We start from the raw sequence: 24,832 nt of genomic DNA on the forward strand, positions 1-24,832 counted from the left end.
CGTCCTACTCCTCGAGATACGTATACCCCTCAAGCCCCGCCACATAATCCGCGATGTAGGCGTTCGCTTCCTGCCGCGACAAGCCATTGGCGCGATTCACCTTGCGGCGGAAGGTCGCCAGCAGGTCGGAAGCGTGGAACTGCACGTAGGTGAGCACCTCGGTCACGGTGTCGCCGTGCACCAGATCGGTGATTTCGTAGCCATCGTCTTTCTGCCGGACGTGGACCGCGTTGGTATCACCAAAGAGGTTGTGCAGGTCGCCAAGGATTTCCTGATACGCGCCGGTGAGGAAGATGCCGAGGATGTACGGCTCCCCCTCCTTCCAGGGATGCAGCTCGAGGGAGGGCTTCCCCTTGCGACCACCGGTGAATCGGTCGATCACGCCATCGGAGTCGCAGGTGACGTCCTGAATAGTGCCGCGGCGCGCCGGCATCTCACCGAGACGATGAATCGGCATGATCGGAAAGAGCTGATCGATGGCCCAGTTATCCGGCAGCGACTGAAAGAGCGAGAAATTGCAGAAGTACCGATCGACCAGTGCCGTTTCGAGGTGGGCCGCGAGCTCCGGATACGAGGCCCGGTCATCACCCATCGAGGCCGCCAGCGCGTTCAGCGTCGTGATATAGAGCTGTTCGGCGTTCGCGCGGTCGCGCAGCGAGTAGACACCGCTCGCAAAGAGTTCCTGCGAGCGCTCCTTGGCGAAGACTGCGTCGTGGAAGGCTTCTTCGATCCGGTCCGGACTCAGGGTGTCAAGGTTCTCCTGCATCTCCAGCAGCAGCGGCTGGTCTTCCTCCTTGAGCACGACCGGGGCGGACTGGTTCTGCGATTCGCAGTCGATGACGTTGATGAGCAGCAGCGAATGGTGCGCCGTGATCGCGCGACCGGATTCGGAAATGAGATGCGGCATCGGCAGTTCTTCATTCCGGCACACGCCGCCGATGGTGTACACCACGTCGTTGGCATACTCGCGCATGGTGTAATTCATCGAGGCAGGCCGTGTGCTGCGTGAGCCGTCGTAGTCCACGCCCAGCCCGCCACCAACATCCACGTAGTCGATCTCGAATCCCATCTTGCGCAGTTCCACGTAGTACCGACCGACTTCCTCCAGCCCTGCCTTCACGAACCGGATGTCGGTGATCTGCGACCCGAGGTGGAAATGGACCAGCTTGAGAATGTGCTGCTTGCCGCTCTTCTCGAGCATGTCGAGCAACCGGACAAGCTCCACCGCGGAGAGGCCGAACTTCGACTTCTCTCCCCCGCTCTTGGCCCAGCGGCCGGAACCCTCGGTCGCCAGCTTGATGCGCACACCCACCGTGGGCTCGATCTTCATCTCATCGGCGACCTTGAGCAGCACCTCGAGCTCGTTGAGCTGCTCCAGTACAATGACCACCTTGTGCCCCAGCTGCTGCCCGATCAGGGCGAGGCGCATGAACTCCTCGTCCTTGTAGCCATTGCAGATGATCAGGTGGCGGGCGCTTTCGTTGAGCCCGAGCACTGCCATCAGCTCGGGCTTGGAGCCGCACTCGAGCCCGACGCCGTGCGGTGTGCCGAATTCGACGATCTCCTGCACCACATGCCGCTGCTGGTTCACCTTGACCGGATAGACCGTGGTGTACTTCCCTTCGTACCCGAAATCGTCGATGGCAACACGGAAGCGTTCGGCGAGCTCGGCGATCCGTGAGCGGAGGATGTCGGAGAAGCGGAGCAGGAGCGGGAGCCCGACGCCCTGCGCGCTGAGGTCCATCGCGATGTGATAGAGATCGATGCCGCCCGTCGCCGCGCCGTCGGGATGCACCATCACATGCCCTTCGTCACTGATCCGGAAATACCCCAGTCCCCAGCCCTGCATATTGTAGAGCTTCTCGGCATCACGAACCGACCACTTGGAAGGATCCGCCGAGGGCGACAGGACGAACGGGGAACTGGAGGAAGCGGCCATCAAGCGACTCCTGCGGGGTCCGGGACTATAGAGGGCACAATTCTAACATCCGTCCTGTCAATTGCTCGACCTGCGCCTGGAGAAACCACCGCGATGTCGGCTTCGAACACGATTGCGATCACCGGCGCCTCCGGGATGATTGGCCAGGCCCTCACGGCGGCGCTGCAGGCGGACGGGCGGACGATCCTCCCCATCTCGCGGCACGCGATCCCCGGCGGCACGCGCTGGGACCCGGGTCGCGGAATTCTGGATACCGGCGCACTCGAAGGAGTCGACGCCATCATCCATCTCGCGGGGGAGAGCATCGCCGCCGGCCGCTGGACGCCAGCGCGCAAGACCCTGCTCCGCGAGTCCCGGCTCACGCCGACCCGCTTGCTCGCGGAGACGATCGGGCGGCTCACTCAGCCACCCCGAGTCCTCATCTCGGCATCGGCAGTAGGGATCTACGGGAACCGTGGCGATGAACGGCTCGACGAGCGCGCCACCTTTGGCACCGACTTCCTGGCGCGCCTCGGGCAGGAGTGGGAGGCCGCCGCGGACCCGGCGCGGGCAGTTGGGGTGCGTGTCGTGCACCCGCGCTTCGGTGTGGTCCTCTCGACGACCGGCGGCGCACTGAAGAAACTGCTGCCCCCGTTCAGGCTTGGCCTGGGGGGTCCGGTCGGCGATGGCAAGCAGTGGCTCGCGTGGATTGCCATTTCGGATGTGGTGGGAGTGGTGCGGCACCTGTTGGCGAACGCCGACCTGGCTGGCCCCGTGAACGCGGTCGCCCCGGGAGAGGTGACTAATGGAGAGTTCGGTCGGATCCTCGGCCGGGTGCTGCACCGGCCGGCGGTGTTGCCGCTCCCCGCATTCGCGCTGAAGCTGGCCTTCGGGGAGATGGCCGAGGCGACGTTACTGGCGAGCCAGCGCGTCGTCCCGGCCGTGCTTTCGCAAAGCGGCTATCAGTGGAGTTTTCCGGAGCTCGAGCCTGCGCTGCAGGCGATCGTGCATCCGACGGCGGTCGATCGGCGTTAGAGCTGCTCGTCGCGGGCAGGACGCTTCCGGCGCTTCACGCCGGCGCCGGCGAGCCCGAGCAGACCGGTGGCCAGCAGCGACATTGTCGCCGGCTCCGGCACGATTTCAGTGGCACCGACTGGCGTATCGCCCGTCAACCAGAGGCCGTCTGTCTGGCCATCGCCCTTGAGGGTGACCTTGAGCGTATTGGAGCCGGCGAGGAGGCCGGGCAGCGAGAAGTTCGCGGTGCAGAGCGGGTAATCACTGCTGTTGAAAATGGCGTCCCCGTCGCGACAGAAGCCGAAGTGATTGCCAATGGCGCGGTCAGTGGATGACGTCAGCGCGGTCGTCGGATTGAACGTGGTGCCGTTGAGCACGAATCCGGTGAGGATGTTATCCCAGCCGGCGCTCAGGAGCAGGTTCCCGGCAAAGAGCGAGTTGAAGGTGACTTCAAACGTGTAGAAGTACCGGAGCCCGGCATCGGTGTCCTTGTTGTAGTCGCCCACCCCACCGACTGCAGAGGAGGAGGGCCAGGCGCTGATCCACTTGGCGCCGGAGCCGACTTCATCCGGTTCCCAGACGCCACCAACCGCCGGAACGACCCACGCTCCGTACGAGCCGCCCGAGTTGCCGCCTGGACCGTACGGCCCCGACGTCCAGGAGACCAGCCAGTTCGCGTCCTGCGTGCCGACGGCCGAGGTGCCCGTCTGGAAAGTCTGGGCCGCAAGCGGTGAAGCAATCAGGACCGAGATCAGGGCAACCGAAGAGATGTGACGCACGCGCGACTCCTTGGATCAGTGGGTATCAGACGGTCGAGCGACGGCGGCGAACCTTGCCGAGCACACCTGCAAGGCCAGTACCGAAGAGCAGCATCGTGCTCGGCTCGGGTACGACTTCCTCGGTGTTCGCCGGCGGATCGTAGGCGATATTGAACATCATGTCCTGATAGTCCTTGTCCGAACCGCCACCTGCACCAGTGTAGATGTCTTCGATGCCGGCAATCCAGTTGCTGCCGGCATTCCCGGGAGGGGCGAAGCCGAAGAGCGCGAACTGATTGTCGAGCCCGGAGTAGGCGTAGTTGCCGTTCGTCAGCAGGACGTAGAGCCCCCAATTCCCGCCGAACGTGATGGGCGACCCTGGCAGACCACCGTTGAGGGAAGTCCGCAGGCTCGTGGACGCGTCGTAGTAACCCCAATCGGTATTGGCGCCGGCGATGTCGCCTCCGGCGAGATTGCCACTCAACAGCGAGAAGGAGTAGCTGCCCGCGCCGAAGAGGAACGCCTGAAAACCACCGCCCGCACCCTCGAGGTACGTCGTCGGCGTCGGGCCACCATATGGCAGCCAGTTTCCGGGGCGCTGATTGGCGCAGCTCTTACCCGACGTTCCCGCGAGGCCGGTGACCACGTAGCCGGAGTTGCAGTAGGTGCCATCGGCGGAGACGTTATCCCAGAATTGCTGGCCGGCGCTGACGTTGTTGGGCGACCCGATGGCGGTCCACGACTGGGCGGTCATTGGTGACGCCAGAACGGCCAAAGCCGCCAAGCCATAGAATGATTCCTTGATCGAGCGCATCAGGACTTCTCCGGGGGTCGGTTACTGCTGCAGGCCGTGAATTCGCATCGGGATCGGTGTCGTTGGGAGGAAGAGGAGGCAACTGACGTGCCGCGGTACTCGATCCTGGCGAGGACCGGGTTTTCCAGGCTAACACGTTGAGACTCAATGGTTTATGAATTGCACGATCGACGCGATAGCGGTCGGGTGTGGCGTAGTTGCCCGTTGCCGGTGCGCCACAGACTGTCGTTTTCCTCCTGCCCCTGTGGCATCCGTGGCACTACCGACGATTCACGAGATCTTCATAAAGTCTTCATCGAGCCGGGGCGATCATCATCCCACATCCTTTTGGGCGATTGCCGGGAACCGTACAATCCCGGATACTGCCGAGGATGATGGCTGTATGTCCCCCCGGAGGGAGCATGTCGATTCTACCGCGTCGTGGTCACGTCCTCGGATTGATCTTCCTCCTTGCCGGATGCAGTTCCTCCGACATCGTCTATCGCGATCGAGCGCCATTCAATGCCGCGCCCGACGTCGCCAGCGGCCTCCTCGGCTATTACACCACCAGCACCAAACAGACGACTTGCGGCAATTGCCACTCCGGTCACCAGAAAGACTGGTCGACGACGCATCACGCCAAGGCGTACTCCACCCTCGTCGCGAGCGGCAAGGCCAGCGCGACCTGCTATACCTGTCACACGCTGACCGGGAACGGCAACGGACTGGTAGGTAATGTCGGCTGGAACATGACCCCCGACCCAGGCTATCAGGACGTGCAGTGCGAAAGTTGCCATGGCCCGGGCACCGAGCACGTCAAGCTGCCCGAGAACAAGGCGACCTGGCCGCTGGCGCGACTCTCGCTCACCAAGGCGAGCGCCAGTTGCGCGGCATGTCACACCGGCATCCACACGCCGTTCGCGGAAGAGTGGGCCAGCAGTGGCCACGCGAAGCTTGAGGCCCCGCCGCTCGCGAACACCACGTCGAACTGCAAGAATTGCCACGAGGGTCGCACGGCCCTGAAGGCGTGGGGTGTTTCGACCAACTATTCCGAACGCGATTCGGCGAGCGTCAACATCGCGACGACTTGCGCGGTATGCCACAATCCACATGGCTCGTCCAACGAGCACCAGCTGCGGTATCCGATCAATACGCCGGATCCCGACCAGAACCTCTGCATGAAGTGTCACCTCAATCGTGGATCGCCCACGGTGTCGTCGAGTTCCCCGCACGGGGCCGCAGGCTACGTACTCCTTGGCATCGCGGGATATCGTCCGGCGGGAGTCTCGGTGGACACGCAGGCGGTGCTGTCGACGCACTCGAGTGAGGCGAATCCCAAGTTGTGCGCGGGCTGTCATGTCGTCGCCTTTGATGTGACCGACCCGGCCAGCGGTGCCACCGTCTTCCATTCGACCGGTCACTCGTTCCGGCCGATCCCCTGTGTCGACGGGACGGGCAAGCCGACCGGCCTCACGGACTGCGCCTACACTCCGGCCGCACGGACGTTCAAGTCCTGCACCGCGTCTGGCTGCCATGGTTCTGCAGCGGTTGCCTCGCAACTCCTGAATACCCTGCGCTCGAGCCTCGCGATCATGTCCGACCAGATCTGGCTCGACCTCAACGGCAACAAGACCGTGGATGCGGCACCGACGGATGGCGGCTACCTCGCGATCATCAAGCGTGATCGGCCGACCGAACTCTCGACGGTTACCGTGATCACGCCGGCCAAGGGTGCGCTGTTCAACGTCAGTCTCTTCGGCGAGAATCGGAACGGTCACGGCGACGGCTCGTTTGGAGTGCACAATCCCGTCCTTGCCAGGGCCCTGCTGGCGGCGAATATCACTGAACTCCGTGCGGCGTATGCGCTCCCTGCCCCGCCTGCCGCGGTCAATGCGGCCGTCCAGAAGGCGATCGGCGACGCCAAGGTGCGCTTCCCCGCCGCGATGCAGCAGTCGCTCTCGATGCAGAAGTAGTGCTGCCGGTTTGACGATCACGCCCGTCATTCTCGCCCTTCAGCACCCCCGGGACACCGTGACAGGTGTCCCGGGGGGCTCGGCGTTTCAGGTCCACGATTCGCTCGGTGGAATGGCGGGGGCGCTGCGCGACACCCTGGTGCCACCGCCGCTACCTGAAGGCGTTGCGCGCTTCGTCCGGATGATCTTCGCCGTGCCGCGCTGGATCCAGATCGGCGGCGTGGTGCTTGGGGCAGTGGTTGCGATGGTATTGCTGACGCTGGCGTGGCGACATCGCACCGCAATCCTGCTGTGGATCCGGACCCGGAGTCGCCCGCTGCAGGTCACCTTTGCCGGCGGCGTCGCGGTCGTGTTGCTCGTCGCCGCATTTGCCGGCAAGACCAGTTGGGACTACATGCAGCACGACAACGGCTTCTGTACCGGCTGCCACGTGATGGAAAAGCCATTCGGCAAATTCCAGCAGACCGCCGGCAAGCATAGCGACCGGAAATGTCACGACTGCCACCAGCAGTCGATCTTTGCGAGCACGCGGCAACTGGTGCTCTGGGTGAGCAATCGTCCGACGGATATCGGCAAGCACGCGCCCGTGCCGAACTCCCGATGCGAAGGGTGCCACCAACTGATGCAGGGCAAGAAGGCCTGGGAGCACATCCGCAATCTGGCCGGTCACAAGGCCCACTTCGAGTCGGACTCGAGCGCGCTCAAGGATCTCCAGTGCGTGACCTGCCACGGCGCGGAGGTGCACCGCTTTCTCCCGTCGGCGCGGACCTGTCAGCAAAGTGGCTGCCATGTCAACCAGTCCATCAAGCTGGCTGGAATGAAGTCGCTCCCCGAGATCAACTGCGTGACCTGTCATGCATTTACCGCCGACCTGCCGGCGCTGGCCGATCGCGACTCCGCTCGCAAGGCGTTGGTACCGTCGGAGAAGCAGTGCCGCAGTTGTCACCAGATGGATGGCAAGCCGACGGGCTTCGTGCTGGCCAAGGATCCGCACAAGGGCAGCTGTGGGTCGTGTCACGACGTTCACGCCCACGCGCTCCCCATCGACGCGAAAGCGAGTTGCACGAAGTGCCACACCGATCTGGCGAGCAGTGCCTTCCACAACGGCAAGAACCATCAGCGCGTGAAGACGGAGTGCCTGACCTGTCACAATCCGCACGCTGCCTCGGTCGATGCCTCCGATTGTGTGGGTTGCCACACCTCGGTGCGAGCGCGCGGCAAGTTCCGGCCACCGTTGCCGTTCGACACCAATGCAGTGCTCAAGCGGCGAGTCGCGATGAACCCGACGCCGATGCCGTTGCACGCCACGGTAGAGAGCAGCAGTCAAGGAGAGGTCGACGTGCCCGAGCATCGCGGCAAGGGCGATGCGCTGCCGGAGGATCCTCCGCCCGGAAGTGGACCCCGGGCGGAGACATCCGCCCGCGCCACGCTTGACTCCTTTCCGCACGCCCGCCACACCTCGCTTCCCTGCCTCACCTGCCATACCGTCAACCGCGCAAAGAACGGCCTTGTCTTCGAGGCGCCGCGGGGCTGTGACCTCTGTCACCATCAATCCGCCATGGCCGGCAAGGTGGCCGCGAGCGACTGTCTTCGCTGCCACGCCGCCGCGAAAATCGCGGTCGCGAAACCCACGACGGTGGCAGTGCGCGTCGGGACTCGCGCTCCGGTCCCGCGGCAGGTGCTCTTCCGGCACGAGATCCACCAGAAGCTTGACTGCGCCGCCTGCCACCAGGCACCGAACATCGTCCCGCCAGACAGCGTCCGGAGCTGCGTGGCCTGCCACGACCAGCACCACGCCGAGCAACGCGATTGCAGCTCGTGCCACAGTCGCGCCGAAAACCGGACGGCGCACACCCGGGCCACACACACGGGGTGTGACGCCTGCCACACGGCGACCCGCATCGCGATACTCACGCCATCACGCACCTTCTGTCTCACCTGCCATCAACCACAACGGAATCACCAGCCTGCGGCCGAGTGCTCGAGTTGTCATTTCCTTGAATCACCAGCCGACTATCGCAAGCACCTGATGCGGGGGAAGGCCGGGTGAAGCGTCCGGCCATTGCCGTGTGCTGCCTACTCATCGGGGCCTTGACGACGACACCCCTCGTCGCGCAGGGGTGGCGCCTCCGCTTCGACGCCTATGCCCAGCGGGTCTCGTTCCGGGGCGTCACGCCCGACAGCGTCACAGCGGGGGAAGTCATCCTCTCCGACAGTGCCGGGCCGGTGACGCGCGACGGGTTCGCGGCGACCTGCGGCTTCGACTCGTGGTGCCGCTTCTATCGACCGGGCGACATCCATACTGGCATTCCGGCGAGTGTCGGCGTCGACCTCGCGATGTGGGGGCTCGGCATTCCCGGTCTGAGTGTGCGAGTGAGTGGCCGCAGCATGGGCGATCTCAGCGGTGACCGGCTCTGGCCTGGTACTGCGCCGGCACTCCGCCTCGTCGAGGGCTACGCCGAATACCTGAGAGGCGGACTCACGGCGCGTGCGGGCCGGCTGTTGCAGCTCGGCCGTCTCGCTGCGACTGGCTCCAGCGGCCTCGACGGAATTCGCAGCACCATTCGCACCAGTAAAGACCGCCTCGAGTTCGGCGCCTACGCCGGGTGGGGGCTCGCTCGTGGTGCCATCCTGCCGGTCACCTCGCCCGCGGTCAACCCGCTGCTCGACTTCCAGCCCGGCAATCGCCAGATCGTTGTGGGCGTCACCACTGGCGTCCATCTGGCCAGTTTCGATGCCGAGGCCGAGTACCGGCGCGAACTCGATCCGGCGACCAACTACATCGTGGCCGAGCGCGCCGCGCTCAGCGCGCAGTACCGCCCGCTGTCGCGCGTCCGCATTGTGACCGGTGCCGACTATGACATCGCACAGGGGCGGCTGGGCTCGGCCGATGCCACCATCGGGTACAACGGCAAGCGGCTGTGGGCGACGCTCGGCGCCCGACACTATCGACCCTTCTTCGATCTCTGGACAGTCTGGGGAGTCTTCAGCGCGGTGCCATATGATGGCGCGACGGCGACCGTCGCTGTGACGCCGATTGCTCCGCTGCAGCTTCGGGGACGGGCGGAGTGGTTCAAGTACCACGATGCCGAGGCGAATACCCCGGCCGTGCCGCTGAAGGATCGCGGGTATCGCTGGGAGCTGGAAGCCACCCTCACGCCGTTGAAGGCGTGGACCGTGGAAGTCGGTGGTCACGGTGAACTCCAGCCGGGCGCGTCCTCGAGCGGGATCGATGGGCGGGTGGCCTGGCGCGTGCGCGAGCGACTCGACCTTTCCGTCAATGGCGGATCACTGGAACGTCCCCTCGAACTGCGATTTCAGGACGCTGGCGTGACCTGGGCCGGTGCCGCGGCGGACTATCGGTTCACGGATCGCTGGCGCGCGGGGATTTCGGCCGATCAATACTGGGAATCGCGCGACCGTCCAGACGCGCTCTCGTTCGACTGGAATCAGTGGCGTCTCAGCGCGCGCCTCAGCGTGACATTGAAGTCGTCCGCCGATCGCTGGCAGCTTCCCCCCGCGAGCCGTACCCCGTGATCCGTCGCCTCGGATTGTTGTTCGCGGCGGCAGTCACGCTGTTCACGACGCCGGGCGTCGCCCAGCAGCGTGCCGAGCGGTTCGATCATACCCGGCACGCCAGGCTCTTCGTGAGCTGCGCGCTCTGCCATGCCGGTATCGATGCAGCAGACGCCGCCATCTTCCCGCCGTCAACAAGTTGCGTCAGCTGTCACAACGGCGCAGTCCAGCCCCGAGTCGAGTGGCAGCCGCGTAGCGTGCCGCGCGTATCGAATCTCCGCTTCGACCATCGAGCGCACTCAGCAGCGCGCCGGAACCGCGGCGATACCACCTCCACTTGTTCTGATTGTCACGCCCCGCCCGCGAGCGGGTGGATGCAGGTACGAGCCCCGGTCGCCCCGCAATGCGTGAGCTGTCACACCGCCGGTGGAGGCGATCATCTCACCCTGCCCGATACGGCGTGCGCGACCTGCCACCTGCCGCTGGCACAGGCTCGCGCCCTGACCCGCGAACGCATCAGCGCCTTCCCGGCTCCGCCCTCGCACCAGCTGGCCAACTTCGTCACGTCGTCGGGACATGGTGCGCTGGCGAAGCGCACCACGGGAGCAAACCGCGTGGCGCAGAGCTGTGCCACCTGCCACGCGCGCGACTTCTGTGCGTCGTGCCACGTGAATGCTTCGGAGCTTGGGGCCATCCAGGCGCTGCTGCCAGACCCGCGCTCACTGCTCGCCCCCCACGTGCTGAAGGCGCCGGCGTCGCACGCCGCGACCGATTTCGAGACCCGTCACGGCAAGCTCGCAGGCACCAACGCGGCCACGTGTCGGAGCTGCCACACGCAGGAGAGCTGCGCGACCTGTCACTCGGGGGCGATGCCCGCAGCAGCACGGGCACTCCTCGCTGCGGCGCCGGGCCGGGCTGCGGGAGCGCAGACCGTGGCCAGGATGCCCGCGAGTCACACACCCACGTGGCGCAAGGCCGGACACGGGCCGGTCGCAGCCGCGTCGAACCGCAGTTGTAGCTCGTGCCATCAACGCCAGGAGTGCCTGACCTGTCACGTGCCCAACACCGCACGGCGCGGGGCGTTTCACCCGGCGGGCTACCTCACCAGGCATCCGGCGGATGGCTACTCGCGCGCCAGTTCCTGCGCCGATTGCCACAATACGGGTGAGTTCTGCCAGAGCTGCCACAATCAGGCCGGCGTGACAGCCAAACGCACCTTGCTCGGCGCCTCAGGGTATCACGACAACAATCGGCAGTTCTTCCTCGGGCACGGCAAGGCAGCGCGCCAGGGGCTGGAGAGCTGTGTCTCCTGCCACGTCGAGCGCGACTGCCTCACCTGTCACTCGGTAGTAGGAGGGCGCGGCTTCAACCCGCACGGCCCCGGGTTCAATGCCGAACTGATGCTTCGCAAGAATCCGCAGCTCTGCACTGCGTGTCATGGCACGGCGATTCCGCGGCGACGGGCCACGCCCTGATTGCCCGCGGGCGCCGTCAGAGCCGCGCGCCGCTCTCTTGATCGAACCAGTGACAGCCATCAGGCACAACCGAGCATGCCATCGGCGAATCGACAGCGGGTGACACGCCGGCGTCGACGCGGAACGTGATCGGAACACCACCAGCGCGAATGGTGATCAGCGATTCATAGCCGAGGGGCTCAACTGCTTCGACGATGCCCTGAAAACCTGGAACCCCCGGGACCGGCCTGATTGCTTCCGGCCGGATGCCGAGCACCACGGCACCTTCGGGTCGACGCGCCGGGAGGTGCGCTTCGGGAATCGCGATCGTCAGCGCCCCATCAGGGGTCTCGAACTTCACCGACTCACCGCCGACCAGCCGACCTGCGATCTGGTTCATCGGCGGCGAGCCGAGAAATCCGGCAACAAAGAGGTTCGCCGGACGATCATAGATATCGAGCGGACTCCCCACCTGCTGCACCCGCCCCGCGTGCATTACCACGATCCGGTCACCGAGCGTCATCGCCTCGACCTGGTCGTGCGTCACGTAGAGCGTGGTCGTGCCGAGGCGACGACGGAGTGCTGCCAACTCGCGCCGCATCTGCACCCGGAGCTTGGCATCGAGGTTCGAGAGCGGTTCATCGAAGAGAAAGACCGCAGGCTGCCGGACGATGGCACGGCCGAGGGCCACGCGCTGACGCTGACCGCCGGAGAGTTGCTTGGGCTTTCGCGCGAGAAGTTCCTCGATTCCCAGCAGTGCAGCCACCTCGCCAACACGCTGGTTGATCGCAGCAGCCGACTGCTTTCGCAGTGTCAGCGCAAACGCCAGATTGTCGCGCACCGTCATGTGCGGGTAGAGCGCGTAGTTCTGGAAGACCATCGCGATGTCGCGGTCGCGCGCGGGCACGTCGTTGACAATCCGGTCGCCAATGCGGATCGTCCCGGCCGTCGCCGATTCGAGGCCTGCCACCATCCGGAGCGTCGTGGTCTTGCCGCAGCCGGAGGGGCCGACCAGGACGAGAAACTCGCCTTCGGCAATCTCGAGCGAGACCTCGTGCACCGCGACGTGAACGGCGCCGCGATCCTGGTATATCTTCTGGATGCCTTCGAGCGTTACCCTGGCCATCGAGATGCCCTTCCTTGTCTGAGACTATCCGCTTTCCCGCCGGTTTCCTCTGGGGTGCCGCCACCTCGGCCTATCAGGTCGAAGGCTCGCCACTCGCCGATGGCGCTGGCCCCAGCAACTGGCACCGCTTCGTGCACGAGCCCGGCCGGATCGACAACGGCGATAGCGGTGACATTGCCTGCGATCACTACCACCGCTGGGCCGACGATGTGGTACTGATGCGCGGGCTCGGACTCAACGCCTACCGCTTCAGCGTCTCCTGGAGCCGGATTCTCCCCAGCGGGCGCGGGTCGATCAACAAACCCGGACTCGACTTCTATGACCGTCTGGTCGATCGCCTGCTTCAGTATGGTATCGCACCGTCAGTCACCCTCTACCACTGGGATCTTCCCGCTGCGCTCGACGACCTCGGCGGCTGGCTCAACCGCGATGTGGCCGGCTGGTTTGCCGACTACGCCGGAGTTGTCGTGCGCGCGCTCGGCGATCGAGTGCCGATGTGGACGACCCTGAACGAGCCGTGGGTCGTCTCCGATGCCGGATACCTGCACGGTGTTCATGCCCCCGGCCACCGCAGCACCGCCGGGACCCCGCTGGTCAGTCACAACCTGCTGCGGGCGCACGGCGCCGGGATGCAGGCGATTCGTGCCGAAGGCGGCAAGTCGGCCGGACTGGTCGTAAACCTTGAACCGAAGTACCCCGCCACGGACCGCGCTGCTGATGTCGCCGCCACTCGGCGCGCCGACGCCTATATGAATCGCCAGTTTCTCGACCCGGTATTCCTCGGAAGTTACCCCGAAGAACTTGCCGAGATTTTTGGCGTCGACTGGCCCCGCTTTCCGGACGAGGACTTCGCACTCATCCAGCAACCGCTCGACTTTCTTGGCGTCAACTACTACACCAGGAACGTGGTCTGCGATGATCCGTCGGCGCTCCCCATTCGCGCCGGCCGCGTCCGCCAGAATGCAGCACTGCACACGACACTCGACTGGGAAGTCTACCCGGCGGCACTCACCGATGTACTGCTCTGGATCACGGAGCGCTATCCATCACTACCATTGTATATCACCGAGAACGGTGCGGCCTTCCTGGATACCGACCCCGCCGACGCCGAACTCGTGCATGATCCGCTGCGCGTCGACTATTTCCGCTCTCATCTGATGGCCGTGCACGATGCGATCTACCAGGGCGCCGATGTTCGCGGCTACTTCGCCTGGTCACTGCTCGACAACTTCGAGTGGAGCGCCGGCTTCGCCAAGACCTTCGGCCTCTTCCGCGTGGACAAGCCGAGCCAGCGCCGAATTCCCAAAGCCAGTTCTCGCTTCTACACGGATGTGATTCGTTCTCACGGCGAAGCGCTCGGTCGGTAGCGGGTCCCAACGTCATCGCCCAGGTCGATCTCGACCGGATGCTCACGACCGTCGCGCACGAGGTCGATGATGACTGCACCATCGGTCACCCGTGTCGGTGATGTAGTGGATTGCACCGTTGTCGACCCGGCAGACCGCCTCACGACGATGCGGTAGCGCGTGCCCTCGCCCGGGAGCCGATACGTCACCGTGAATCCGGGCCAATTGCCCGGGATGCAGGGCCGCAGCACCAGCATCTTGCCGTCGACCGTCGTCACACCCAGCAGTGATTCGAAGGCGACCCGGAACATCCACCCCGCCGAACCCGTGTACCACGTCCAGCCGCCGCGACCGGTATGCGGCGCCTCGCCGTAGACATCGGCCGCCACGACATACGGTTCCACCTGGTAGGTCGCGATGGCCTCGACCGAGCCGCCGCGGGTGACCGGGCTGAGCATTTCGAAGAGGTGTACTGCCCGCTCGCGTCGACCCGCCTCTGCCAATGCACGAACCGCCCAGAGCGCCGCGTGAGTGTATTGCCCACCATTCTCACGGACGCCAGGCAGATACCCCTTGATGTAGCCGGGGTCGTGCGGCGTCTTGTCGAAGGGCGGGGTCAACAGGCGGATGATGCCGGCCCGCTCATCGACCAGTCGCAGCTCCATCGCATCGAGCGCTGTGGCGGCCCGCTCTGGCGAGGCCACACCCGCAAGTACCGACCATGCCTGCGCGATCGCATCGATCTGGCATTCGTCACTCGACGCGGATCCGATCGGCGCACCATCATCGTAGTAGGCGCGACGATACCAGCCGCCATCCCACCCACCGTCATTGAGCGCCACGTGCAGCGTCCGCATCCGTTCACGGTACCGCTCGGCGCGTTCAACCTCACCCCGCGCAACCACGGTGGGGAGGAAGCGCTCGAGAATCAGGTAGAGGAAGAAGCCCATCCAGACCGACTCGCCGCGGCCGAGTCGTCCGACGCGATTCATGCCGTCGTTCCAGTCACCGGTGCCGATGAACGGGAGGTTGTGGACCCCGCCAGCGAGAGACCGATCGAGCGCCCGACAGCAATGTTCGTAGACGGATCCCGAGGTGCCCGAATCCGTTGGTGCCAGGAAGGCCTCGTCTTCCCCTTCATGCAGCGCGCACGCAGTGAGAAAGCGGGCCCGCTCATCATAGACCGACGAATCACCCGTGGTGTCGACGTAGTATTGCGTCAGCAGCGGCAGCCAGAGGAGGTCATCGGCAAACCGGGTGCGAATGCCACGCCCCGCCGGAGGATGCCACCAGTGCATCACGTCGCCCTCGACGAACTGATTGGCGGCGTGCAGCACGATCTGCTCGCGAGTGAGATGCGGCGCGTGGTAGACGAGCGAGGCCGCGTCCTGGAGCTGGTCACGATAGCCGAAGGCACCTCCCGACTGATACATCGCGGAGCGGGCCCAGATGCGGCAACTCAGGTTCTGGTACGCCAGCCAGCCATTGACCATCAAGTCGATCGCCGGCACCGGCGTCTCGATCTGCACGGCACCCAGCCGTTCCCGCCAGGCCGCCTGCACGACGTCGAGCTCCGCCTCGATCGCATCGGGTGACCCGAACCGGGCAATGATTTCCAGCGCTGCCGCGCGCGACGGCGATTGTCCGAGAAGCATCGACCATTCGACGGTGGCACCCGGCGCTACGTCGGCGGTGACGCGAAACGCCGCGCACGGATCGAGGCCGGGACCAGTGCGTCCGTCGAGCGGCAGGTCCCGGCGGATCGCGTCGGGCGCGGCTGCACTGCCGTAGCGCCCAAGGAAGGTCGCACGATCACCGGTGAACTCGACCGGAGCGATCGACTCACCATTGATGGCGGCGAAGGCAACCGCGCTCCCGAAATCCTGGCTCGCCGCGTTCCGCGCGAGCAACACGCGACCGGCCCCGGCCGACTCCGTGACCGTGGTGGCAGCCGTCGCCGATCGCACGCCGCCGAGGACCCATTCGCCGAACCAGGCGAGGGCCAGGGAGCGACTCTCGGTCCCGCGATTGGTAACCCGCACTCGCACAATTTTCACCGGAAGTTCATCCGCGACGAACGCGACGACCTCCTGTACCAGATCACTGGAGAGATGATCCCACTTCGTGTACCCGAAGCCGTGCCTGGTCTCATATGCACCGTTACCAGGAACGGGCGCCGGCGTGGGTGACCAGTAGACTCCGTTGCTACGGTCGACGAGATAGAGCGCCTCGCCGGCCGGGTCGCTGACGGGGTCGTTGAACCATGGGGTGAGCCGGTTCTCCCGGCTGTTGCCGACCCAGGTGAAGCCGAGCCCGGTCTCCGATGCCACGAAGCCGACGTTCGGGTTGGCCACGACGTTGGTCCAGGGAAGCGGCGGGAGTCGAAGGCCATCTGCCGTGCGATCGATCCGGATGACATACTCGTTTCCAGCAGTATTGAAGCCGCCGAAGCCGTTCGGAAATTGCAGCCCATCGCCAGACGCGGCGACCACCTCACCCCCAGCAGCGGGGAGCACCGTAGGCGGACGTTCGCGTGCCAGCATCTCGAGCGAATCAATGATCCCTTCAGTGGTTGCGCCGCTATGATCGACGGGCCGGGCCGCGGCATCGCGCAGCAGCTGCAGGACTTCGTCGCGAGTGTGGCCCGCGGCGAGAATCCCCACCAGCTGAATCGATGCGCCCGCAGGAATGCTGAAGCGGCGGCGCACCGCGAAGAGCGGGTCCAGCACATTGCCAGTGGTCCCGGAGAGCGAGCTGGTGGCGGTCAGGGCGACCGGATTGGCGAGCGACCGACCGCGACCAATAAAGCGCGCGCGATCGGTTTCGAATTCCGGTGCGCCAAGAGTCACCGACGCCGGGTCAACCAGGGCATGGCCGAGAAAGAGGGTCGGATCTTCGGGGCTGCGCTGACGACGACGCGCGAGCAATCCCGAGAACTCAGGAAGTGATTCAGTCTGAACAAACAGCTTCGAGAATGCGGGGTGGCCGGCGTCGGCACCTGCCACATTGAGGACGACTTCCAGACAGGTGGTCAGTTCGAGGTGCCGTGCCACCTTCCCCATGTTGTGGATGGTGTAGCTGCGCTGCTCGAAATTCCCCGCCGCGCCAACGGAGACCTCGGTGCGAACCTCGATCCCCTCATCGTGGCGAACGATGCGCACCAGTCCTGGGGCGAGGCTGACGCGATACCAGCCGGGTCGCTGGGGAGCAGGCTGCACTCCCGCCGACCAGAAGTGACCGCTCTCGACATCGCGCAGGTAGGCGAAGAACCCTTCGGCATCACGGGTGTCGTCACCCGACCAACGGGTAAGCTCGATCTCGCCAAGTCGTGAATAGCCGGCGCCGGCCGAGGAAATCCCGAGGTGATATTCACCGTTGGATAGCAGGTGCTTCTGGGTCATTGGTCGAATTCGATGCGGGCGGGGAGTGCTCGGAGTGTCACGGTACCATCCGGTGAAATCGGTACAGCAGCGCCGTTGACGAGGGCTCGCGTCGGACGCACACTCCCGGGAGCGTGAAGAAGCACACCGCCTGGCGGCACGGCAACCCCGGCAGCGATGGTGACCACCGTGGCGGCGCCGACATGCTTCGCCGTGTAGCTGAGCGGCCCCCACCAGGTGCTCAGCCGATTGACTGCGACACCACTATCGGCGAGCCAGGCATCACGGATCCCGGCGCCAACGATCAGCGCGCTGTCTGCCTCGCGTTCGTAGACGAAGAGATCGGCAGCGGACCTGAGGAAATCCGATCCGACCCAGGTATGGGGCAGATCGCCGAGGAACTTCGGCGCGGTGCGGTCGTGCCACACCACCTCAGGCCACTGATTCCATGCCGTGGGCTCCTGGTCGGCGAGGAAGGTATCGAGCATGGTGAGTGCGCGCTCTTTCCAGCCCAGGCGGAGCATGGCGCCGACGGTTCGCAGCTCGTAGGGCGTGTAGTTCACCCAGGCGTTGCCGGCGACGCTGCGGGCGCTCGCATTGGCGAAGTAGCGCTCGAATGTTCGCTCCAGCGCAGCTCGCGGAAGCCGCGGCAGTTCGTCCGCCGGCGACAACGCGATCGTCGTTGAGGTCGCATCGAAATCCCCGAGGTCTGCCGCACCGGGAATGAAATCGATCTTTCGCGCCTTCATCACGCCGTCGATCGAGGCGTAGAGGTCGGCCGCAAACTCGTCCCGACTGGCGGCGAGCCGGTGCGCATCTTCAGTCTGGCCGAGCAGCGCCGCCATTGTGGTAGCATCCTTGAAACCGCGCAGGGCAAAGAAATCATCCCAGTAGGAATGCATGGCCTTTGCCGAATACCCTTCGTGGCTGATCGAGGGCGGCAGCAGTCCGAAATAGAGGGCCTGCTCGCCACTCCGGTATTCCGCGGTCCGGTGAGTCCGCCGGAGCGAGTCGAGATAGCCGACGGCAGCCCGCACGTTGGGCCAGAGGTGTGCGAGCAGGGCGCGATCGCCCGTATGCCGGAAGTACTCCATCACCAGATAGATGAACTCCCCGTGACTGTCGTGCTCTGCCACCGGGTCGGCCCCGCGGCGATCGACGCAACAGGGAATCTTGCCGTCAGGATACTGATAGCGGGCGTACCAGAGCAGAAAATCACGCACTTCGCTGGCGTGCCCGAACCGGAGCAGCGCGGTCGAGGTCAGCGCCCCATCGCGGATCCAGGAGCGCTCATAGGAACGGGAACCGGGCTGGAGGGCCGCGCTATCCCGATTGACGAGGATGTAGCCGATCGTGCTGGCAATGCTGTTCGTGATGCGCGCACCCTCACCCGGCAGCGTGATGCTCGCGGCATCGACCGAGTGCGCCCATCCGGCGGTCACCTGTTGCAAGGCGGTGTCGACCCCGGCCGCGCGAAGCGGCGGCAGGAAGCCGCGATCGAAAGGCACTTCGATGTCGACGGTGGTACTCGCGCCTGGTGCAAGGTTGACGGGCCACGACAGCGCCCCCGAGGCCGCGCCAAAGGCATCCTGCACCGTGGTGCCGACCGGCAGCGCCCGCGCACGGAGATACTCCACGATATCGCCGCGGGCAAAGGGAACGGCGCCGAAACGTGCGCCGGCGGTAAGTGCCCGGACCTCGCGCAGCCCGTTCACCACCACCTGACTCCGATCCCAGCGTAACGAGTCGATCCGGCTGGTTCCGCCCGGTGTGCCGAGGAATTGCCAGGGCGGGTTGACCTGGAACGGTCGGATCGCGAGGTAGAGCGTCGTCCGCAACGGCGACGCGCCGTGGTTGGTGATGCGATAGCGGCCGATGAGGCTGGATGCCGTCGCCGAACCGCGCGCGAATGCGGTCACGTCGAGGGTGGCGTCGCCCACGCGCCAGCTCACCGTCGGAATCGGCAGCCGTCCCTGGGCCAGCGAAGCGCTCCGCTGAGCGTCGTTCCAGCTTCGTAGCTTCCCTTCCAGATACAGAAATGGCTCGATGCTGAAGGCACCGGTCCCGGGCTCGAGCGCACCGTCTTCCCCGAGCAGTGCTTCGTCGCGCGCGCCATTGACACCGACGACGGTCCACGCTGCCGCCTCACCACTCAGGTACCGCGGGAAGGTGCCTCGTGCTGCATCACTGGCGACCAGTTTGAAGAACGCATTTCGTGATGCGGCCGACTCGAGGGGCTCGATGCGCCACTCGCGGAGGCCGACGGGTCGGCTAGCGGAACCCGCCACGACGTCGAGTCGCAGATAGCGCACGTCACTGTCGGGAAGGTAGAAGTGATCCGAAAGCCCTCGCCCACGTTGCCGCGACTCGACCACGTGCCAGCGTCTTGCGTCTTCGGAGGCGAGCAGAGTCAGCCGCACGGGAGCGTGTTCTGGCTCCCAGACTAACGAAACCGCGCCGAATTCGCGGCTCCGCAGGAAGTCGAGAGTGAGAGATGCCCGCGCGCGACCCGCCCGCCAAACAGTGATACCATTGCCATCGATCGCAGCGCTCGCCGTGTGGCCTGCCTCACTGCTCGTCGCCGTGATGGCAGGGGTCAGCGTGTAGGGCCCGCTGTCGGGCAAGGGCGCAATCGCGAGATCGTCGAACCAGACGCTCCCCTTCCCACCACCGCTGCCGGCGGTGATCACCAGCTCGAGGGACGCCACCTCCCTGAGTTCCCCGCCCCCCTTGGGACCCCAGGCGAATGCGATCTGTCGCTTGCGGATGGTGATCTTCTCCCACGCGCCGGAAAAGTGACGATCGCGCTCGGTGTACCACCAGACATTCTCGCCGCTCGCATCAATCAGCTTGAATTCGAGTGTATTTGGCGCCGCACTCCCCTTGATCCAGAAGGTGAAGGCATAGTTGTCGTGCAGCGGCAGAGCGAGTGCTCGGCGAGCGATGGCGTACCCTCCGCCGGTGAAGCCGAAGTCCAGCCTCATCGCTCGGCCTCGACGTCCCACATCGCCGTGGAGAGTGAGTGCCACGCCATCGGCCGGGTGGGCGCTCCAGCCTTCGATCCGGTCGAAGGCATCGAGCACCTGCGCGGTGTCCCCCCGCAAAGGCACCAGCAGCGAGGCGAGCAGCAAGGCGCTCATCATCCCTTGACGCTCCCCGCCATGATCCCCTGGATGTAGTAGCGCTGCAGGAAGAGGAAGGCGATGAACACCGGCACCACCGTGACCACGGCGCCGGCCATCATCAGCTCGACATCCTGGACGTGTTCACCGGCAAGATTCGCGAGCGCCACGGGAAGATTGTAGCGCGCATCGTCGCTCAGGACGATGAGCGGCCACATGAAGTCATTCCAGGCACTCAGGAAGGTGAAGACGCCTAGTGTCGCGAGCACGGGACCGAGCGACGGGAGCACGATCGAGCGGAAGACGCGGAATTCACTGGCGCCATCGAGCCGCGCGGCATCGAGCAGATCGTCAGGGATCGAGAGGGCATACTGCCGCACCAGGAAGATGCCGTAGATCGGCGCCAGCACCGGGATCATCGCTCCGAAGAGCGTGTTGATCAGCCCCATCTCGCGGAGCAGGATGAACATCGGCAGCATGGCGACCTGCCCCGGGATCACCATCCCGGCCAGCAGCGCGCGGAAGATCGCCTTGCTACCTCGGAAGCGCAGCTTCGCGAAGGCATAGCCCGCCATTCCGGTGATCAGGACGGCGAGGATCGTCCCGCCGAGGGCGATGATCAGCGAGTTGGCGAAGTAGCGCCCCATGTTCTGCGACAAAAAGAGCGCGCGATAGTGCTCGAGCGAGGGATGGTGCGGCAGCAGCGGTGGCGGCGAGGTGTTGGCCTCCCCCGACCGCATCAACGACGCGGAGACCATCCACAGCAACGGACTCGCCGCGAGGAGTGCCCCCACGAAGAGCAGGGCATGGAGCCCAACCGAACGCCAGCGGAGCTTCACGGGGCACTCTGCCGCTGCAACCGCAGCTGAATCAAGGTGCCCAGCAGTGTGAGCAGGAAGAGCACGACCGCAATGGACGCCGAGAAGCCAAGGCGCCACCAGCGGAAGCCTTCCTCATACATATAGAGCACCAGCGTCAGCGTGCTCTTGAGCGGGCCGCCCTGGGTCATCACATACGGCTCGCTGAAGATCTGGAACGAGGCAATCATCGTTACCACGCCCACGAACACAAACGTCGGCCCGAGCATCGGCAAGGTGACGTGCCGGAACCGGCTCCAGGCCCCTGCCCCATCGAGCGACGCGGCCTCGTAGAGCTCATCGGGAATGCTCTGCAACCCGGCGAGAAAGACCAGCATGTTGTAGCCGAAGTTCTTCCAGACCGAGAGCAGAATCAACGAGGGCATCGCCCAGTGCGGGTCGCCAAGCCAGTCGATCGGCCCGACGCCAACCACCCCGAGGGCCGCGTTGAGCAGACCATACTGCGGGTGGTAGATGTATCGCCATACCAGCGCCATCGCGACCAGCGTCGTGACCCACGGCGCGAAGAAGGCACTTCGGAAGAACGGCTTGAAGCGAACCAGCTTGGCGTTGATCGCAATGGCGGCGGCGAGCGAGACCGCCGCCGACAGCGGGCCGCCGACGACCACGAAGTAGAGCGTGTTCTTGAGCGCCTTCCAGAAGAGTGGCGACGTGGCCAGGTCGTGATAGTTCTTGAGGCCGATGAAGCGGGTGTTGCCGAGGTCGGCGATGGAATAGAGATCGAAGTCGGTGAAGCTCAGCACGAACGCGCCGAGCACCGGGATCGCGAAGAAGATCCCGATCAGCAGCAGCGCCGGCGCCACGAAGGCCCACCCTGCCCTCGCCTCGGCCCGTGCCTCCGCTTCGATCACGGCTTCACCCCTGGGCGACGCGCGAGCAGATAGCGACGCCGCTCGAGCAACCGATCGACATCGGCATCGAGCGAGGCGAGCGCTGCAGCCTGGGTCTGGCTGCCGCGCACGGCGGTCTCGGTGCGATCCATCACCTTGGTGGTGACCTGTTCCCACTCGGGTACCATCGGTGTCGGCACTGCGCGGCCAAGCTGGATCCGGAATGCATCCGCCTCGCGATCCGCGGCGAGAGCGGAATCCGCCCACGCTTCCTTGCGCGCCGGCAAATCCCCGCTGAGACGGTAGAACTTCGCCTGCTGATCCGGGCGCGAGAGGTAGCGCACCAACTCGAGCGCCAGCGCCGTGTGCTTCGACGATTTGAACACCACCAGCGACGCCCCGCCAGCGAGCGACACTCCGGAAGCCGCACCAGTCGGCCCTGGCAGCGGCGCGGTGGCCCAGGCGTCCTGCAATTCCGGTGGCAGGCGCCGGCGGAATTCGCCGAGATTCCACGGGCCGGTGATGTACATCGAGAAAGTCGCGCGACCGAATTCCTGATAGAGGTTTGCGATCTCGGTGCTGCTCACCGGCGGGGCGAGCCCCTCGCGAAAGAGTGCCACGAGGAACGCGAACGCCTTGGCATACTCGGCCTGCCGGAAGACGCCGAAGCCATTGGAGTCGATGAGGGCGGAGCCTTGTTGCAACCCGAGGATCGCCATCGGCGGCCATTCGTTCACGGGCAAGTAGAGCGCGTACTTGTCGGGGCCCACCACGCGCTTCACGGCCCGCATCGCCGCGAGCCAGTCGGTCCAATTGTCGGGCATCGTCGCGTAGCCCGCCTTCGCGAGGATGTCCTTCCGGTAGAAGAGCACGCGGGTGTCGACGTACCACGGCACGCCGTAGATGGTGTCGTTAACGCGATTGGTCGCAAGAATGCCCGGGAAGTAGGAGCTGTCGGGAAGCCCGCCTGCCACCGGCGCCAGCGCACCAAGGGTCACCATCTCCGGGATCCAGGTGTTACCGAGCTGAGCGACATCGGGCGTCGCGCGACCGACGATGGCGGTCAGCAGTTTCTCGTGTGCCGCCGTCCACGGGATCTGCTGCACCCGCACGTGCACGCCGGGGTGCTCGCGCTCGAAGCCACGCACGAGCTCCTGCACCACTTCGCCTTCACGACCAAAGGCCCAGAAGCGAAGCGTTGCCTCCTGTCGTGGACCACCACACCCCGATGCAGCTGCCAGCAGGGCGAGCGCGCCCAGCGCGATACGATGATTCACTTCGCCTGGTCCAGCCAGCCGCCGCGGAAACCGGCGCGCTTGAGGCCCTGCACCAGATAGGGGCTCTTGCGCATGTACTTCCAGACCAGATCGGAGCGGTGATTGGCGATCATCGCGACAATGGGCCCCTGGTCGATACCGAGGTAGTCGGTGTCGAACCACCCCTTGCCGGGAATGAGACGTCCCTGGGACACCGGCACATCGGTCCATTGCCACGTCGGGTTGAAGGCATCGACGAACCCGTACTCACCGAATAGCGCGTCGCCGTAACTCTCGCGCATCGTGACCAGTGCGGGTCCGACGATTTCAGGCGCGAAGGCGATCGAGCCGCCAGCTGCGGTTGGCGCGATGGTGCCGTCGTCGCGGATCTCGGTGTAGCTCGCCCCGCGCGCGGCGTAGGTAAAGAAGCGACGGTCGCGCCCCTTCACTGCGTGCGTCGCATCGGCCGGACCATCGGATGCCGAGAGTCCCCACGTATTGGCGCCATAACCTGTCCAGCCATCCGGGTTGGCGACGGCGTAGTTGCGTTGGGCAATGGTGGCGCGACGTGAATTCTCGAAGTAATCGATCCCCTTGCCGCGCATGAAGCTGTCGGCAATGCCGCGGAAGTCGACCCAGACTTGCGAGTAGTGGTGGCCGAACATCGGCGCGAAGCCGACGTGCTGCTGCCCCTGGAACTCACCCCAGGTATAGGTGGAGGTCCAGGCATCCCACGCCTCGTTCGCCACAGGGTGCGTTGGAGAACCGAGTGCGAGGAGGTAGACCAGCATCGCCTCGTTCATCCCGCGCCAGTCGAGATGGTGGAACCCCTGCTCGGGATACCACCCCATCGTCACAAGTGGCGGCCGCGGCTGTGCCCATGCCCAGTCGACTCGGCGGTAGAGCGAATCGGCATAGGCGCGAATGGCGGGCTCAGAACCGCTCTCGCGATCGAAGTACTGCTGGGCGAAGAGCACCCCGGCCATCAGCAGCGCCGTGTCGATGGTCGAGAGTTCCACGGTCTGGAACCGGGTGCCGTCCGCAGGGTTGAGAAAATGATAGAAGAAGCCCTGGTATCCACCGGTCCCGGAGGCCGCCGCCCCCTGCCGAAGATTCCAGAAGAAGCGCAGTGTGGTCAGAGTACGCTCAGCCGCGGCCTCGCGGCTGACGTACCCCTGCTCCGCGCCGATCCCGTAGGCCGTGAGCGCGAAGCCAACGGCGGCAATGCTCGAGAATGACTGTGTCGGCCAGCGATCCGGCGTGAGGCCGGTGTTCGCCGGAGTCTTCTCCCAGAAGAACTTGAAGGTGCGCTGGGAAAGGGTATCGAGGAATGCATCGACCCGCGGCGCGGTGACCGTGGCGGCCGGTTCCATCGTCGTGGTACTGCAGCCGGCCAGCACGGCGACGACAAAGGTTGCGGCAAGGATGGGGCGAGTGGTGCAGAGTGAGCTCATCGGATCGCCCCAGA

General features: G+C 65.2%; 16 protein-coding genes. 6 read left to right on the top strand and 10 right to left on the bottom strand.

Annotated features, from left to right (window positions below; all coding sequences use genetic code 11):
* Nucleotides 1-4: 4 nt before the first annotated feature.
* The gene (speA, locus tag V4558_12175; GenBank protein ID MES2306261.1) at nt 5-1,939 is read right to left on the bottom strand and encodes a biosynthetic arginine decarboxylase; all 1,935 of its coding nucleotides are present in this window, start codon (nt 1,937-1,939) and stop codon (nt 5-7) included.
* 93 nt (nt 1,940-2,032) lie between these two features.
* On the opposite strand from speA, the gene V4558_12180 reads away from it, so the two are divergent.
* Nucleotides 2,033-2,953 carry a TIGR01777 family oxidoreductase gene (locus V4558_12180; protein MES2306262.1) on the top strand — a complete coding sequence of 307 codons (921 nt, stop codon included), beginning with the start codon at nt 2,033-2,035 and terminating at the stop codon, nt 2,951-2,953.
* Here the strand turns inward: V4558_12180 and V4558_12185 are convergent.
* Together V4558_12185 and V4558_12190 are read right to left on the bottom strand one after the other, a co-directional pair.
* The gene (locus V4558_12185; protein ID MES2306263.1) at nt 2,950-3,711 is read right to left on the bottom strand and encodes a PEP-CTERM sorting domain-containing protein; all 762 of its coding nucleotides are present in this window, start codon (nt 3,709-3,711) and stop codon (nt 2,950-2,952) included. The genes V4558_12180 and V4558_12185 overlap by 4 nt on opposite strands.
* 25 nt (nt 3,712-3,736) lie before the next feature.
* The gene (locus V4558_12190; protein ID MES2306264.1) at nt 3,737-4,504 is read right to left on the bottom strand and encodes a PEP-CTERM sorting domain-containing protein; all 768 of its coding nucleotides are present in this window, start codon (nt 4,502-4,504) and stop codon (nt 3,737-3,739) included.
* Nucleotides 4,505-4,905: 401 nt separating this feature from the next.
* Between V4558_12190 and V4558_12195 the strand changes: the two genes are divergently transcribed.
* The 4 genes from V4558_12195 to V4558_12210 are packed head-to-tail and all read left to right on the top strand — an operon-like array spanning nt 4,906 to nt 11,447.
* Nucleotides 4,906-6,456 (top strand): multiheme c-type cytochrome, encoded by a 1,551-nt coding sequence (locus tag V4558_12195; GenBank protein ID MES2306265.1) that lies wholly within the window; start codon nt 4,906-4,908, stop codon nt 6,454-6,456.
* 10 nt (nt 6,457-6,466) lie between these two features.
* Complete coding sequence (locus V4558_12200) at nt 6,467-8,506, top strand: hypothetical protein (GenBank protein ID MES2306266.1); 2,040 nt, start codon at nt 6,467-6,469, stop codon at nt 8,504-8,506.
* Nucleotides 8,503-9,993, top strand: a complete 1,491-nt coding sequence (locus tag V4558_12205) for a hypothetical protein (protein ID MES2306267.1) — start codon at nt 8,503-8,505, stop codon at nt 9,991-9,993. The genes V4558_12200 and V4558_12205 overlap by 4 nt, the downstream gene beginning before the upstream one ends.
* Nucleotides 9,990-11,447 carry a cytochrome c3 family protein gene (locus V4558_12210; protein MES2306268.1) on the top strand — a complete coding sequence of 486 codons (1,458 nt, stop codon included), beginning with the start codon at nt 9,990-9,992 and terminating at the stop codon, nt 11,445-11,447. The genes V4558_12205 and V4558_12210 overlap by 4 nt, the downstream gene beginning before the upstream one ends.
* A gap of 16 nt (nt 11,448-11,463) precedes the next feature.
* Here the strand turns inward: V4558_12210 and ugpC are convergent, their stop codons facing one another.
* Nucleotides 11,464-12,552 (bottom strand): sn-glycerol-3-phosphate ABC transporter ATP-binding protein UgpC, encoded by a 1,089-nt coding sequence (gene ugpC, locus V4558_12215; protein ID MES2306269.1) that lies wholly within the window; start codon nt 12,550-12,552, stop codon nt 11,464-11,466.
* A 14-nt stretch (nt 12,553-12,566) separates the two neighbouring features.
* On the opposite strand from ugpC, the gene V4558_12220 reads away from it, so the two are divergent.
* Nucleotides 12,567-13,919: a GH1 family beta-glucosidase gene (locus V4558_12220; protein ID MES2306270.1), complete on the top strand. Its 1,353-nt coding sequence runs from the start codon at nt 12,567-12,569 to the stop codon at nt 13,917-13,919.
* Here V4558_12220 and V4558_12225 read toward each other — a convergent pair.
* The 6 genes from V4558_12225 to V4558_12250 are packed head-to-tail and all read right to left on the bottom strand — an operon-like array spanning nt 13,895 to nt 24,818.
* Nucleotides 13,895-17,299 carry a glycosyl transferase gene (locus tag V4558_12225; GenBank protein MES2306271.1) on the bottom strand — a complete coding sequence of 1,135 codons (3,405 nt, stop codon included), beginning with the start codon at nt 17,297-17,299 and terminating at the stop codon, nt 13,895-13,897. The two genes, V4558_12220 and V4558_12225, sit on opposite strands and share 25 nt — an antisense overlap.
* Complete coding sequence (locus V4558_12230; GenBank protein ID MES2306272.1) at nt 17,296-20,421, bottom strand: discoidin domain-containing protein; 3,126 nt, start codon at nt 20,419-20,421, stop codon at nt 17,296-17,298. The genes V4558_12225 and V4558_12230 overlap by 4 nt, the downstream gene beginning before the upstream one ends.
* The gene (locus V4558_12235; GenBank protein ID MES2306273.1) at nt 20,418-21,239 is read right to left on the bottom strand and encodes a carbohydrate ABC transporter permease; all 822 of its coding nucleotides are present in this window, start codon (nt 21,237-21,239) and stop codon (nt 20,418-20,420) included. Before V4558_12235 ends, V4558_12230 begins: the two co-directional genes overlap by 4 nt.
* Entirely contained in the window at nt 21,236-22,126 is an 891-nt protein-coding gene (locus tag V4558_12240; GenBank protein ID MES2306274.1) for a sugar ABC transporter permease, read from the bottom strand. Before V4558_12240 ends, V4558_12235 begins: the two co-directional genes overlap by 4 nt.
* Entirely contained in the window at nt 22,126-23,385 is a 1,260-nt protein-coding gene (locus V4558_12245) for a sugar ABC transporter substrate-binding protein (GenBank protein MES2306275.1), read from the bottom strand. The genes V4558_12240 and V4558_12245 overlap by 1 nt, the downstream gene beginning before the upstream one ends.
* Nucleotides 23,382-24,818 carry a glucoamylase family protein gene (locus V4558_12250; GenBank protein ID MES2306276.1) on the bottom strand — a complete coding sequence of 479 codons (1,437 nt, stop codon included), beginning with the start codon at nt 24,816-24,818 and terminating at the stop codon, nt 23,382-23,384. The genes V4558_12245 and V4558_12250 overlap by 4 nt, the downstream gene beginning before the upstream one ends.
* Nucleotides 24,819-24,832 lie beyond the last annotated feature (14 nt).

It is taken from the genome of Gemmatimonadota bacterium, from assembly GCA_040388535.1.
In the GTDB taxonomy this organism is placed as follows: domain Bacteria; phylum Gemmatimonadota; class Gemmatimonadetes; order Gemmatimonadales; family GWC2-71-9; genus Palsa-1233.